This is a genomic window from Curtobacterium uvaldense (assembly GCF_028307415.1).
Lineage (GTDB): Bacteria > Actinomycetota > Actinomycetes > Actinomycetales > Microbacteriaceae > Curtobacterium.
This window is the reverse complement of the sequence record NZ_JAQMHU010000006.1, coordinates 39,626-52,360: the sequence shown is the minus strand read 5'-3', so window position 1 is coordinate 52,360 and position 12,735 is coordinate 39,626. Positions and strand designations below refer to the sequence as shown.

At 73.1% G+C, this 12,735-nt stretch carries 13 protein-coding genes and 1 pseudogene; 6 read left to right on the top strand and 8 right to left on the bottom strand.

The annotated features are described in order from the left end of the window. Positions 1 to 6: 6 nt before the first annotated feature. The gene (locus PIJ49_RS05370) at positions 7 to 867 is read left to right on the top strand and encodes an ADP-dependent NAD(P)H-hydrate dehydratase (protein ID WP_271826033.1); all 861 of its coding nucleotides are present in this window, start codon (positions 7 to 9) and stop codon (positions 865 to 867) included. A gap of 285 nt (positions 868 to 1,152) precedes the next feature. On the opposite strand, the gene PIJ49_RS05365 is transcribed toward PIJ49_RS05370, so the two are convergent. Further along, entirely contained in the window at positions 1,153 to 1,869 is a 717-nt protein-coding gene (locus PIJ49_RS05365; RefSeq protein WP_271826032.1) for a YceI family protein, read from the bottom strand. Positions 1,870 to 1,930: 61 nt separating this feature from the next. Between PIJ49_RS05365 and PIJ49_RS05360 the strand changes: the two genes are divergently transcribed. Then, entirely contained in the window at positions 1,931 to 3,211 is a 1,281-nt protein-coding gene (locus tag PIJ49_RS05360) for a glycosyltransferase family protein (RefSeq protein ID WP_271826031.1), read from the top strand. Further along, positions 3,208 to 3,516: a thiamine-binding protein gene (locus PIJ49_RS05355; protein ID WP_066654734.1), complete on the top strand. Its 309-nt coding sequence runs from the start codon at positions 3,208 to 3,210 to the stop codon at positions 3,514 to 3,516. The genes PIJ49_RS05360 and PIJ49_RS05355 overlap by 4 nt, the downstream gene beginning before the upstream one ends. A gap of 45 nt (positions 3,517 to 3,561) precedes the next feature. Here the strand turns inward: PIJ49_RS05355 and PIJ49_RS05350 are convergent, their stop codons facing one another. Together PIJ49_RS05350 and PIJ49_RS05345 are read right to left on the bottom strand one after the other, a co-directional pair. Continuing rightward, positions 3,562 to 4,002: a hypothetical protein gene (locus PIJ49_RS05350; RefSeq protein ID WP_271826030.1), complete on the bottom strand. Its 441-nt coding sequence runs from the start codon at positions 4,000 to 4,002 to the stop codon at positions 3,562 to 3,564. A 2-nt stretch (positions 4,003 to 4,004) separates the two neighbouring features. Further along, positions 4,005 to 4,184, bottom strand: coding sequence for a hypothetical protein (locus tag PIJ49_RS05345; protein WP_066654730.1), 180 nt, complete (start codon positions 4,182 to 4,184; stop codon positions 4,005 to 4,007). Positions 4,185 to 4,321: 137 nt separating this feature from the next. Between PIJ49_RS05345 and PIJ49_RS05340 the strand changes: the two genes are divergently transcribed. Both PIJ49_RS05340 and PIJ49_RS05335 read left to right on the top strand, forming a co-directional pair. After that, positions 4,322 to 4,498, top strand: coding sequence for a hypothetical protein (locus PIJ49_RS05340; protein ID WP_271826029.1), 177 nt, complete (start codon positions 4,322 to 4,324; stop codon positions 4,496 to 4,498). A gap of 363 nt (positions 4,499 to 4,861) precedes the next feature. Beyond that, the gene (locus PIJ49_RS05335; protein WP_066654725.1) at positions 4,862 to 6,127 is read left to right on the top strand and encodes an MFS transporter; all 1,266 of its coding nucleotides are present in this window, start codon (positions 4,862 to 4,864) and stop codon (positions 6,125 to 6,127) included. 80 nt (positions 6,128 to 6,207) lie between these two features. On the opposite strand, the gene PIJ49_RS05330 is transcribed toward PIJ49_RS05335, so the two are convergent. The 5 genes from PIJ49_RS05330 to PIJ49_RS05310 form a co-directional block, all read right to left on the bottom strand. Beyond that, entirely contained in the window at positions 6,208 to 6,879 is a 672-nt protein-coding gene (locus tag PIJ49_RS05330; protein WP_066654724.1) for a response regulator transcription factor, read from the bottom strand. A 96-nt stretch (positions 6,880 to 6,975) separates the two neighbouring features. After that, positions 6,976 to 8,298, bottom strand: coding sequence for a hypothetical protein (locus PIJ49_RS05325; protein ID WP_066654722.1), 1,323 nt, complete (start codon positions 8,296 to 8,298; stop codon positions 6,976 to 6,978). Continuing rightward, entirely contained in the window at positions 8,295 to 9,452 is a 1,158-nt protein-coding gene (locus PIJ49_RS05320; protein ID WP_066654721.1) for a sensor histidine kinase, read from the bottom strand. Before PIJ49_RS05320 ends, PIJ49_RS05325 begins: the two co-directional genes overlap by 4 nt. Positions 9,453 to 9,638: 186 nt before the next feature. After that, a complete protein-coding gene (gene metX / locus PIJ49_RS05315) occupies positions 9,639 to 10,838 on the bottom strand; it encodes a homoserine O-acetyltransferase MetX (RefSeq protein WP_271826028.1) in 1,200 nt (399 codons plus the stop codon). Between the two features lie 177 nt (positions 10,839 to 11,015). Beyond that, positions 11,016 to 12,347, bottom strand: coding sequence for a bifunctional o-acetylhomoserine/o-acetylserine sulfhydrylase (locus tag PIJ49_RS05310; RefSeq protein ID WP_066654715.1), 1,332 nt, complete (start codon positions 12,345 to 12,347; stop codon positions 11,016 to 11,018). 269 nt (positions 12,348 to 12,616) lie between these two features. Here PIJ49_RS05310 and PIJ49_RS05305 point away from each other — a divergent pair. Next, positions 12,617 to 12,709 (top strand): annotated as a pseudogene (locus PIJ49_RS05305) (DivIVA domain-containing protein); the annotation flags it as partial. Positions 12,710 to 12,735: the final 26 nt, after the last annotated feature.

Below are 12,735 nucleotides of genomic sequence, written 5' to 3'. Positions count from 1 at the left end.
GCGGTCGTGAACGACTTCGCCCCCTTCGCCCCGACCGACGCCGCTGCCTGGACCACCGCTCCGCACGGCGAGTCGACCAAGTACCGCCGGGGTGTGCTCGGCGTCGCGACCGGCTCCGACCGGTACCCGGGGGCGGCGGTGATGGGCGTCGACGCAGCGGTGCACACCGGCGTCGGGATGGTCCGCTACGTCGGACCGGACCGTGCCACCGACCACGTGCTCGCCCGCCGTCCGGAGGTCGTCTCGGGTGTCGGTCGCGTGCAGGCGTGGCTCGTCGGCTCCGGGATCTCCGCGGACTCGCTGGACGAGCTCGACCCGTCCACCGCCGACGCGTTCCGGAACGCCTCGGACGACGGCGTGCCGGTGGTCGTCGACGCCGGGGCGATCCCGCTGGTCGACCTCGGACCGCTGGCGGTGCTGACGCCGCACGCGGGGGAGCTCGCCCCGGTGCTCGAGACCTCACGCGAGGCCGTCGAGCGTGATCCGGCGACGGCTGCGGTGCGCGCGGCGGAACGGACCGGCAGCGTCGTCCTCCTCAAGGGCTCGGACACGCACGTGGCGACACCGGACGGGTCGGTCCGGCTCGTGGCGTCGTCGGCCACGCCGTGGCTCGCGGCGGCCGGCGCGGGGGACGTGCTCGGCGGGGTGCTCGGGGCGCTCGTCGCCGCACGGCAGGGCGCTGCGGAGGCGTCCGGTGCGTCGCTGTCCCCGTCGGACCTGGCGCACCTGGCCGCGACCGCCGCGGTCGTGCACGGCGTGGCGGCCCGGCGGGCGTCGCGTGGTGGTCCGTTCACGATGACGGCCCTGATCGAGCAGCTGAGCGGCGTGGTCCGGGACCTGGTCGTCGACGGCGACGCGCGGGGGTAGCGCGCGCGGCCGGGCAAATGGGGGCGCGGGTGCCGGGCGCAGGCGGGCCGGCGTGCGACATCGCGCCCGTCGATCGACGCGTGCGGTGTCGCAGGATGCGTTCGCATCCGATGCGGGCGCACGGTCCGACGTGACGCGCGTCGATCGACGCGTGCGGTGTCGGCGACGTGACCCACTGCCGGACGGGAGGCGCGGGGCGGGCTGCCGGCGTGCCTCCCGGCCGGTGGCGGGGCGCGTCGGGACGTGGGGTCGCGTGACCGGGCGGGGTCGCGTTCGACCGACGCGTCAGGACGCGGGCGTGGCGTGCACGAGGAACTCGACGGCGCCCGCGTCGTCGACCTCCACGAAGCCGAGGTCGGGGGCCTGCACGCCGAAGTCCGAGAAGGTGATCGGGACCGTGCCGGACACCGCGACACCGTCGCCGTCGAGCCCGATCTGCAGGTCGGCGCGGACCGGCTTCGTCACGCCGTGCAGCGTGAGTTCCCCGTCGGCCCGGACCTCGGTCGTGCCCGAGCCGCTCGGGACGGCGTCGGTGATCGGTCCGGTGAGCGTGAAGGTCGCCTGCGGGAAGGCCGAGACGTCGAGGGCGGAGTCGCGGAAGTACGAGTCGCGCTGCGCGGAGTCCGTGGCGATGTCGGCGACCTGCACCGTGACGGTCGCCTCGGTGATCGTCGTGCCGTCGACCCGCGCCGAACCGGTGACGCTGTCCGTGCGCCCGGTCACGGTGACGTCGGAGCCGTTGAGGACCTCGTGCACGCGGTACCCGGCCTCGGAGTCGCCGCCCACGGTCCAGTCGCCGGACAGGTCGGCCGTGTCGAGCGTCGACGGGGCGCGGCTCGCGGCGACCGAGGGCGCCGCCGACGCCTTCGCGTTCTCGCTCGACGTGTACACGTTCGTGCCGACGGCGACGCCGACGACGGCGAGCACCGCGACGAGCAGGACGATCCCCGCCCAGACGAGGGGCTTGCGGCTGGTGGGGCGCTGGCGCGGGTCGGTGCTCACCCGCGAACGGTGACACGTCCTCCTCAGGAGAGCCTGTGGAGCGGTTCGCTACGCTCGCACGGTGCAGCAGCGGTTCCGGTGGGTCGAGGGCGTCTCGCTCGCCGTGGTGGTCGTCCTGGTGCACGCTGTGCTCTGGTGGCTCGCCACGACCGCGCCGAACCTGCCGCTGGGTGACGTCACCATCACCTACCGACGGTGGATCGAGGTCGGACGGATCGACCACTCGTGGGTCGGGGTCGACTCCGACTGGGTGTACCCGGTCTTCGCGCTCGTGCCGATGGCCGCTGCGGCCCTCGGCGGCACCGCGGCGATCGCGACCGGCTGGCTCGCGCTCATGGTGCTGCTCGACGCCGTCGCCTGTGCCTTCCTCTGGCGGTTCCGTGCGTTCGGCGTGCGGGTCGTCTGGTGGTGGCTCGTGTTCCTGCTCGCGCTCGGACCCATCGCACTCGGCCGGATCGACACCGTGGCCACCGCGATCGCCCTCGTCGGCGTCGCCTTCGTCGTGACCCGTCCGGTGGTCGCGTCGGCGCTCTTCACCGCAGCGGCCTGGACGAAGGTGTGGCCGGCTGCGTTGGTGGGCGTGCTGGTGCTGCTGCGTCGGGGACACCGGAGTGCCGTCGTGACCGGGGCACTCGTCGTGACCGGGCTGATCGTGCTCGTCGACGTGCTCTACGGCGGAGCGCCGTACCTGCTGTCCTTCGTGACCGAGCAGAGCGACCGGGCGCTGCAGATCGAGGCCCCGCTCGCGACACCCTTCATGTGGGCGGCAGCGCTCGGGGTCCCCGGAGCGGCCGTCTACTACGACCGCGAGATCCTGACGTTCGAGGTGTCCGGAGCTGGCACCCACGCAGCGGCCGCGCTGTCGACGCCGCTGATGGCCGTGCTCGTCATCGGCGGCGTGGTCCTCGCGCTGCTCGCGGTCCGGCGGGGCGCCCGTCGCACCGAGGTGGCACCGGTCCTCGCGCTGCTGTTCGTCGCGGTGCTGATCGCGGTGAACAAGGTCGGGTCGCCGCAGTACGTCGGGTGGTACGCCGTGCCCGTCGTCTGGGGGCTCGTCGCCGGGTACCCGAGCGCGCGGCGCTTCCTGCCGGTCGCGATCGGGGTGCTGCCCCTGGCGCTGCTGACGCAGGTGATCTACCCGGGGTTCTACGACGAGCTCCTCGCGGTGCACACCTGGATGGTGTTCGTGCTCACCGTGCGGAACGTCCTCGAGGTCGCCGTGCTGGTGTGGGCGGTGGTCGCGCTGGTGCGGCTCGCGCGGCGCTCGCCGGAGCGTTCGTCGGTGCGGGTGTCCGAGCCGCCGGTGCGCGGGGGAGTCGACCGGGGCAGGATGGACGCATGATCGTCGCGTTCTCCGTTGCTCCGTCCGGTGGTCCCTCGGCATCGTCGGACGGGTCCGTGCACGACGCGGTCGCCGCAGCGGTGCGCGTCGTCCGCGAGTCCGGTCTGCCGAACCGCACCTCGTCGATGTTCACCGAGGTCGAGGGGGAGTGGGACGAGGTCATGGACGTCGTCAAGCGCGCCACCGAGGCCGTCGGTGCGTACGGCACCCGGGTGTCCCTCGTGCTCAAGGCCGACGTCCGCCCCGGGCACACGGGGGAGATCGACGGGAAGCTCGAGCGGCTCGAGGCGGCGCTCGGCGACTGAGCCGGTCCCGGGCCGCCCGCACCACCGTGGATCGGCCCCGCGCGGTCACCGCGCAGGTGTGCGGACGAACACGAAGTCGGGACGGGGGACGTCGAGCGATCCGGTGAAGAAGGCGAGTCCGGCATCGGTCGGGTACCCCTGGCGGACGAAGCGGTCCGCGAACCGGAACCGGATCCCCGGTGCGCTGCCGTCCGCGAGTGTCCACTGCCCGGAGAAGTCCGACGAGGAACGGCCCTCGGAGCAACCGGGAGGGCTCGTGTCGGCGTTCCTGGTCCGGCACGCCAGGGCGTCCGGGATCCCGCGAGCGGTGTAGGTGCCGTCCGCCGACACGACGAACCGGGCGGGCTCGGAGCCGTCCTGCCCGGCGAGCTGCCACGTCCCGGTGTAGTCGGGAGGTCCGGATGCCATCGACCCGGCGCAGCTCGTCAGCACCAGGCACAGCGCGGTGACCAGGGCTGCCAGGCCCGTCCGGAGTCCTGTCGCCACGGTCAGAAGTACATGCGGCCGGTGTTGCTGTCGCGCTCGGCCTGGCGGAGCGCCTCGGCGATCTCGGGGTCACTGCCGTCGTACTGCCGCGAGCGTGCGCCGAGGTCCGTCAGGTGGTGCATCCACAGCCACAGGCCCACCGCGACGAGCAGGACGACTCCGGTCACGATCCACCACCCCATGGCCCGATGCTACGCCAGCTGGGAGGTGCAGGACACGCCGATCGCCTCCCCGCGGTGTCGGTGGTCGGGTGTCTCATGGTCTCCATCGAGCCGCACCGGCGGCTCGGGACGACCCGGACGACGACGAGGAGCGCGTGATGATGCACGACGGCTGGTGCCCCGACTGCGACCTGCAGACGGTCGTCATCGACGGTGACGAGCAGACCGGCGACGCCTGGGCGAGCTGCACCGAGTGCGGGTCCGGGTGGGTGCACCGCGACGAGCTGCCCGAGCTGGCGTCGGCCGGGGCGCGCGAGGAGCGCCGCGCGGCCTGAGGTCCGTCGAGCACCGACGGCGCCTGTCTCGCCGGCTCGTCCGGCGGGAGCCGGTCTTGCTCCACACTCGCGCGTCCGGCTGATGTCGAATCGATTCGGCCCGTCGTCTTCCGTCGGCTGTTTGGAGCGGTCTACACTGCTGGGACCGGGCCGCTGCACGTGTGCTCGGACCGTTCGACGCCGAACACGGATCGACCCCGTCGCCGTCTGATCGCCGTACCGCCGTCGTGCGCGTGCCGGCGGGAACGGGACCGTCTGCATGCCGTGCGGCGTGGCGATCCGGTCGATGTCCCGGCGAGCGAGCCGGGATCCGGCTCCGTCCTCCCGCCCCCGTTCCCCCCCCCCCAGATCCAGACAGGTCGCATGACGCTCACCACGCCGACGCAGCGCGCGTTCGCCCTCATCGCCCTCGCCCTCGGTGGCTTCGCCATCGGGTCTACCGAGTTCGTCGCGATGGGCCTGCTGCCCAACATCGCCGAAGCCCTGCTCCCCGCGCAGTACGCGGCCGACCCCGCCGCCGGGGTCGCGCACGCCGGCTGGCTCGTCAGCGCCTACGCGCTGGGGGTCGTGGTGGGTGCGCCGACGATCGCGGCGATCTCCGCCACGTTCCCGCGCAAGGGCCTGATCCTCGTGCTCCTCGTCGGCTTCGTGGTCGCCACGGTCGCGAGTGCGGTCCTGCCGAACTTCGGGCTCGTGCTCGTCGCACGCTTCGTCGCCGGTCTGCCGCACGGTGCGTACTTCGGCATCGCGTCGATCGTCGCGGGCGAGATCATGGGGCCGGGCAAGCGCGGCAAGGGCATCGCGATGGTGATGCTCGGCCTGTCGATCGCCAACGTCGTCGGCGTGCCCGCCATCACCTGGATCGGGCAGAACGCCGGCTGGCGCATCGCGTACGGCGTCGTCTCGCTGCTCTTCGCCCTGACCTTCCTCGCCGTCGCGGCCTTCGTCCCGCGGAGCGCCGCCGACGAGCACGCGACCGTCGGACGGGAGCTCCGGGCCTTCCGGTCGCCGCAGCTCTGGATCGTGATGGGGCTCGGTGCGGTGGGCTTCGGCGGGTTCTTCGCCGTCTACTCGTACATCTCGCCGCTCGTGCAGAACGTCACCGGACTGCCCGAGTCCGCGGTGCCGCTCGTGCTCGTCGTGGTCGGCCTCGGCATGGTCGTCGGCGGGGTCCTCGGTGGGCACCTGGCGGACCACAGCGTCAAGCGGACGATCTACATCGGGATGCTCGCGCTCATCGGCGCCCTGCTCGTGACCGTCTTCACCGCCCAGTGGGTCTGGGGGGTGTTCCTCGGCGCGTTCCTGCTCGGAGCGACCTCGTCGGCGATCCCGCCGGCGGTGCAGTCTCGCCTGATGGACGTCGCCGGCGACGCTCGGACCATCGCGGCGGCGCTGAACCACTCGGCGTTCAACATCGGCAACTCGCTCGGCGCGGCGCTCGGTGGAGCGGTCATCGCAGCCGGGTTCGGGTTCCTGGCCCCCGCGTGGCTCGGTATCGTCCTCGCGCTGCTCGGTCTGCTCGTGACGATGGTCAGCTACGGCGTCGAACGGCGGACGGATCGCCGCTCCGCCCTGCGGTCGTCGTCGCCGTCGACCGGGCCGATCACCGCGCCGGTGCCGACGGTCTGACCGGAGTCGACGCACCCACACGACGGACGGGAGGCCCGTGGCGGTGTCGCCACGGGCCTCCCGTCCGTCGTGTGGAGCGACTACAGCCCGACCGGGCTGCCGTCCTGCACGATGATGCCGTCGGTGATCGCACGCTTCCGCAGCGCGACCTTCGTGCCGACGTCGAAGCCCGCGACGCGGTACTTCTCGCGGATGCGCTTGAGGTAGCTCTTCGCGGTCTCCTCGGAGATGCCGAGCTGGTAGGCGACGCTCTTGACGGGCTCGCCACCGCCGTACAGCGCCATCACGCGGCGCTCCTGCGCGCTGAGCTTCGGCACGCCGCCGACGTCGCCGCTGTTGATCGCCAGGTCGAGCTCGGCGGAGACGTACTGCTCGCCGCGCTGCGCGGCACGGATCGCCTCGACGATCATGTCGGCGTCCTCGCTCTTCACGAGGTAGCCGAGAGCGCCGGAGCCGAGGGCCTCGCGGACGACGTTCGGCTCCGAGTACGTGCTCATCACGACGGTCTTCACGCCGGCGGTCTTGAGCGTCGAGATCTTCAGCGAGACCGGGATCGAGTCCTTGAGGTCGAGGTCGAGCAGCACCACGTCGACCGGGAACGCCGGGCTCGTCAGGAGCTCCGGCCAGGTCGTGACGGCGGCGACGAGCGTGATGTCGTCGGCGGCGCTGCGGATCCACTCCGTGAGCGCGCCGAGCAGCATCCGGTGGTCGTCGACCAGTGCGAGTCGGATCGGTTGCTCTGGAGTCGCCATCAGGCGTCCTTTCTCGAAGGCGGTGCACGCCGATCCTAGGTGTCGGGACCGTCCGGGCTGGGGATGTCGGCCGGGTGTCCGGCAGTTCGCGCCCGTCTACATCGACGGGTGTCGGTCGACGACGCAGTGCGAGACGACGCGGAGCACGCCGTCGCGGAACGACTCGGTGTACGGGCCGATGCGCTGCAGGGCGCTCCACGCGGTCGGGCCGAGGCGTCGGCGCGGGGTCCCGCGCGACTCGAACACGATCGGGACGTCCATGCGCTCGTCGGACACCGGGTGCCCGTCGGAGCCGATCGGACCGAGCGTGACCGAGACGACGGGGGCACCCGGCTGTGCGGGGCGACCGTCGCCGACCATCTGCCACAGGGCCTGCAGCAGGCCGTCCCGCTGGGCGGGGCCGAGGTGCCCGGCGAGGGACTGCGGATCGGCCACGCTGACGGCGCGCCCGAGGTGGTCGGACTCCGTGATCGCGTGGTACAGCCACGTCTCGCGGCGTCCCTCGATGAGGTGCAGGCGCAGCTCGGTCGCCAGCGACGCGGCGACGGACGCCGAGGCGTCCGAGAGCGGCAGCGGGTCCGAGCCGTTCGCGACGGCGTCGAGGAGCTTCTCGGCGGCCAGGTCGAGCCGGGCGAGCTCGTCCGACGCGAGCATCCCGACGGCGAACTGCGGCGCCTGGACGTTGCTCTGCACGAGCACCCGGTCCAGCTCGCGCTGCACGAGCTGGCGGAAGCGGTGCACCACGAACAGTGCGATCGACGGCGGGACCACCACGAGCGCCAGCAGCGAGACGATGCCCGGCAGGGTCGCCGGGGTGATCGGCGTCGACACGGCCGCCATCACGGCGAACCCGAGACCGAGCACCGCGATGGCGGCGGCGACCTCGCGCGCGGGCCGGAGCGTCGCCACCGGGAGCAGGGCGAAGCCGGCGGCGACCGAGGCGCTGGCGGTGTGCGCGATGTCGTGCTCGGGGAGGATCCCGACGAAGTCGAGTGTCACGACGCACGCCAGGACGGCGCAGATCAGCGCGAACGCGGTGCCGGTGAGCCGCTCGCCGTAGGTCATCAGGCTGAGGCCGACGCCGATCGCCGCGACCAGGTACAGCGCCCAGGCGCCGGCGGGCAGCCACGGGTTCGCGTAGTCCGGCAGCCGGACCAGGAAGAAGACGATGCCGGCGACGGCCTCGATCGCGGTGAGGACCGCGGCGCCGAGGCCGAGGTAGCCGGCTCCGAGCGACGCACCGGGCTTGGCGGCCTGCCGGAGCGAACGGGCACCGGTCGAGGTCGAGGGGAGCCCGCGGGCCTGCCGTCGCTCGCTGCCCCGGTAGCGCTCGCGCGCTTCGCGTCGGGTGCGCGGTGCCGGCTGCACGGTCTCGCCCGGGAGCCCGCGGTTGATGGTGTCCTCGGGGACGCGGGTCATCGGGGAGCCTCCAGGACGACGGTGGTGCCCGATCCCGGGGCGGAGAAGAGCTTGGCGTCGCCACCGACCTCGCGGAGGCGGTTGACGACGCTCTCCTTGTAGCCGAGGCGCTCCGCGCTCACCGCGTCGAGGTCGAAGCCGACACCGGCGTCGGTCACCATCGCGCGGACGGTCTCCTGGTCGTGGACGATCGTGACGTGCGCCTCGCCGACGCCGGCGTGGCGCCGGACGTTCTCGAGGCACTCGCCGAGGGCCAGCAGGAACGCGTCGAGCACGTTCGACGGCAGCAGGACCTGACCGGTGCCGTGCCAGCTGACCTCGAGGCCCATCCGGCCGAAGCGCTGCTTGACGGACTCGAGGGTCTGGCCGAGCGGCGACTCCTCGACGCGGGTGAGCGAGTAGTCGCCGGACTGCTGGGGCTGCGGGGTCGCGCCGAGTCGCAGGTGCCGGAGGAGCCTGGCGTCCTCGGCGGCCTGCTCGCGCATCGCCTGCTCGGACACGCCGACCCCGGAGTGGGCCAGGAGCGTGAGGGTGGCGAGCACGGTGTCGTGCAGCAGTCGGGCGCCCTGGCGTCGCTGCGCCTCGGTCTCGCTCGCCTGCCGTTCCGCGCGGTGCGCCGTGCCGATGCTCTGGATGCGCCGGGCGACGCGGGGGATGCTGCGCGCGATCCACACCGAGACCACGGCGACGAGCACCCAGCCGAGCACCACACCGGCGGTCGGGCCGGAGAGCGGACCGCCCGATGCCCAGACGACGGCGCCCACGGCCGCGACTCCGGCGACGATCGTCATCGCGAGCCCGACCGGCGCGCCGCGCTGCGCCATCAGCGGGGCGGACAACGACCCGGCCGCCAGCGGCACGACGGCGCTGGCGACGACGGACCGCACGTCGGGGTCGGCACCGAGCAGCAGGAGCGCGAGGGCCCCGAGGCCCGAGGCGAGTGCGAGGGCGGTCCACCACACCGACCCGTTGGTGCCGAAGACGAGCAGCGCCGCGATGAGCACCGCGATGCAGGCGAGTGCGCCGAGCAGGGGGACCAGGGGGACCGCGAGCGAGCTGACGATGCCGACGACGGAGACCAGGGCGCAGGTGATGCCGACGACACGGGTCGTCGACCGCAGCAAGCGGTCGCGTTCCTGTGCGATGAAGTCCATCGGTGTCCTGGTGGTGACGTCGGTTCGGTCGGGTCCGGTGGTTCGCCGGACCCCGCGGGCGGGGTACCCGTCGCCATCATTCCACGCGGCCCACCCGTTGTGGGGTGTTCGGCACGCGGACGTGGACAGATCGGTCCGCGGGTGCGCCGGGCGCGCCGCGCCCGTACCGCGCCCGTACCGGGCCGTTCAGTCGAGCAGCCGTCGCAGGTGCGCCCCGACCGCCTCGTGCTCGATGAGGAAGCCGTCGTGTCCGAACTCGCTGTCGAGCACCGCGGCCCGGTCCCCGTCCAGCGTGTCGGGGATCCCCGCCGCGATCCGGTGCTGGTCCTCGAGCGGGAACAGGCGGTCGCTCGACACCCCGACGACCAGCGTCCTGGCGGTCACCGCCGCGAGCGCCGCCGTCACCCCGCCGCGCCCGGCCCCGACGTCGTGCGAGTCCATCGCGTGCGTGAGCGCGACGTACGACGAGGCGTCGAACCGCCGGGTGAACCGGTTGCCGTGGAAGTCGAGGTAGCTCTCGACCGAGAACCGACCGTCGTCGCCGAGCGGGGAGACGTCGCTCTGCCACGACCGCGCGAACCGCCCGTTGAGCTCGTCCGGCGCGCGGTAGGTCATCAGCGCCATCCGCCGCGCGAGCGACAGCCCGCGGTGCGGTCCCTCGCCGACCGCCGCCTCGAAGTAGTCACCACCGGCGTACGCGGGGTCGGTCTGGATCGCGGCACGCTGCAGCGAGTTCGCGGCGATCTGGTCCGCCGTGGTCTGGGCGGTCGACGCCAGGACCGCGAGCCGGGCGACCCGGGAGGGGTGCGCCACCGCGAACTCGAGCGCGTGCATGCCGCCCATCGAGCCGCCGACGACGGCGGCGAAGACGTCGATGCCGAGCGCGTCGGCGAGCTGCACCTGGACCGCGACCTGGTCGCGCACGGTCACGAACGGGAAGCGCGACCCCCACTCGACGCCGTCCGGCGCCACCGAGGACGGGCCGGTCGTGCCCTGGCACCCGCCCAGCATGTTCGGGGCGACGACGAACCACCGGTCGGTGTCGATCGCCAGGCCCGGTCCGACGACGTCGCCCCACCAGCCCGCCGTGCGGTGCCCGGGTCCGGCCGGACCGGTGACGTGCGAGTCGCCGGTCATGGCGTGCAGGAGCAGCACCGCGTTGCTGCGCGCGGCGTCCAGCTCGCCCCACGTCTCGTAGGCCACCCGCACCGACGGGATCCGTCCGCCGCGCACCCACTGCTCGCCGAGCGCGGCGAACCGCCGGGAGCCGGGGTGGTCGCCGGGACGCCAGGCGCCGGTCACGGGCGGCTTGCCGAGCGTCCCGAGCTCGGTCCCGGGCACGAGGGTGGACGGGACCGAGTCCTCGGGGATCGTCTGCCAGTCCATCGTGTCCAGTCTGCCGGGAGGCACGCCCCACCTCCGCCGTGTTACGTCATGCCCGGCGCGTCACCGGCGCGTGCTCCGGTCCGCGACACGCAACCTCGGCGGCTCCGCGCAGCGGTACAGCGTTGCGCGGAGCCGCCGAGGTTGCGTTCTGCGAGCGGGACGGGACGGGACGGGACGCTACGCCCGCTGGCCCTCCTGCGAGACGGCCCGCGCCGCCGCGAGCCCCGCCTCGAGGTCCGCACGGAGGTCCTCGACGTTCTCGATGCCGACCGAGAGCCGCACCAGGCCCGGGGTGACCCCGGTGGTGAGCTGCTGCTCGGGCGTGAGCTGCGAGTGCGTCGTCGACGCCGGGTGGATGACGAGGGAGCGCACGTCGCCGATGTTCGCCAGGTGCGAGAACAGCCGCAGCTCGTCGACGAACGCCTTGCCGGCCGGCACCCCGCCCTTGAGCTCGAACGACAGCACGGCACCGACACCGCGCGGCGCGTACCGGTTCGCCGCCGCGTACCAGGGCGACGTCGGCAGCCCGGCGTACGACACGGAGGCCACCTCCGGGTGCCGGTCGAGCCACTCCGCGATCTCCTGGGCGTTCGCCACGTGCCGCTCCATGCGCAGCGACAGCGTCTCGATGCCCTGGAGCAGCGCGAACGCCGTGTCCGCCGAGTTCGACGCGCCGAGGTCGCGGAGCAGCTGCACCCGGGCCTTCACGACGTAGGCGAGCTCGTTGCCGACCGCCTGCGCGAACACCGCGCCGTGGTACGAGGGGTCGGGGGAGTTGAACTCCGGGAAGCGGTCGGCGTGCTCCGACCAGGCGAACCGTCCGCCGTCGACGATCACGCCGCCGATGACGGTGCCGTGGCCGCCGAGGAACTTCGTCGCTGAGTGCACCACGATGTCGGCACCGTGCTCGAACGGCCGGATGAGGAACGGCGTCGCGATCGTGTTGTCGACGATGAGCGGCAGGCCGGACTCGTGCGCGACGCTGCTGACGCCCGCGATGTCGAGCACGTTGATCCGCGGGTTGCCGATCGTCTCGGCGAAGAAGAGCTTCGTGTTGGGGCGGACGGCGCGACGCCACTCCTCGAGGTCGTCCTGGTCCTCGACGAACGTCGTCTCGATGCCGAGCTTCGCGAGCGTGTACTTGAACAGGTTGTACGTGCCGCCGTAGATCGAGGACGACGAGACGATGTGGTCACCGGCCCCCGCGATGTTCAGCACGGCGTACGTCTCGGCCGCCTGACCGCTCGACACCAGCAGCGCGCCCGTGCCGCCCTCGAGCGCGGCGATGCGCTGCTCGACGACGTCGTTCGTCGGGTTCATGATCCGCGAGTAGATGTTGCCCGGCTGCGCCAGCGCGAACAGGTCGCGGGCGTGGTCCGAGTTCTCGAACACGTACGACGTCGTCCTGTAGATCGGCGTGGCCCGTGCGCCGGTGGTCGGGTCCGGCTGCGCGCCGGCGTGGACCTGCGTCGTCTCGAACCGCCAGGCGGCTGCGTCGTTCGTGCTCATCGGGGCTCCTGTCGGGTTCGGTCCGTCATCGCGTCGCCGCGGACGGCCGGGAGGCCCGGGGCGTCGTCGCGACGTCCGTCACGCTACGCAGGTGGCGGGGCGGGCACCAGCGGGGCCGCCTCGCGACGTAACGCGCGTGCGCGGCGCGCGTCCGCGGAGTCGACGCGACCAGCCGAGGGACGGGAGCGGCGCGGTGCGGTGCGCCGTGCCTCCCGGCCGGACGCGTCGGTCCTCGACTGGCAGGATCGGAGGGGACGAGAGGGGGCGTCGTGCGCGCTCAGGACGTGGCGGACAAGAAGTTCCAGCCGACGGTGTTCCGGAACGGGTACTCGCAGGACGACGTGGACGACCTGCTCGACCGGGTGCAGGCGACGTTCGCCGCCGCCGA

What these genes read in the sequence shown, in the direction of transcription:
- PIJ49_RS05340 (WP_271826029.1), top strand. Translation starts at nt 4,322, where the DNA reads ATGATGCACGACGGCTGGTGCCCCGACTGCGACCTGCAGACGGTCGTC.
- PIJ49_RS05330 (WP_066654724.1), bottom strand. Translation starts at nt 6,879, where the DNA reads ATGGCGACTCCAGAGCAACCGATCCGACTCGCACTGGTCGACGACCAC.
- PIJ49_RS05325 (WP_066654722.1), bottom strand. Translation starts at nt 8,298, where the DNA reads ATGACCCGCGTCCCCGAGGACACCATCAACCGCGGGCTCCCGGGCGAG.
- PIJ49_RS05355 (WP_066654734.1), top strand. Translation starts at nt 3,208, where the DNA reads ATGATCGTCGCGTTCTCCGTTGCTCCGTCCGGTGGTCCCTCGGCATCG.
- PIJ49_RS05320 (WP_066654721.1), bottom strand. Translation starts at nt 9,452, where the DNA reads ATGGACTTCATCGCACAGGAACGCGACCGCTTGCTGCGGTCGACGACC.
- PIJ49_RS05345 (WP_066654730.1), bottom strand. Translation starts at nt 4,184, where the DNA reads ATGGGGTGGTGGATCGTGACCGGAGTCGTCCTGCTCGTCGCGGTGGGC.
- PIJ49_RS05335 (WP_066654725.1), top strand. Translation starts at nt 4,862, where the DNA reads ATGACGCTCACCACGCCGACGCAGCGCGCGTTCGCCCTCATCGCCCTC.
- PIJ49_RS05310 (WP_066654715.1), bottom strand. Translation starts at nt 12,347, where the DNA reads ATGAGCACGAACGACGCAGCCGCCTGGCGGTTCGAGACGACGCAGGTC.
- metX (WP_271826028.1), bottom strand. Translation starts at nt 10,838, where the DNA reads ATGGACTGGCAGACGATCCCCGAGGACTCGGTCCCGTCCACCCTCGTG.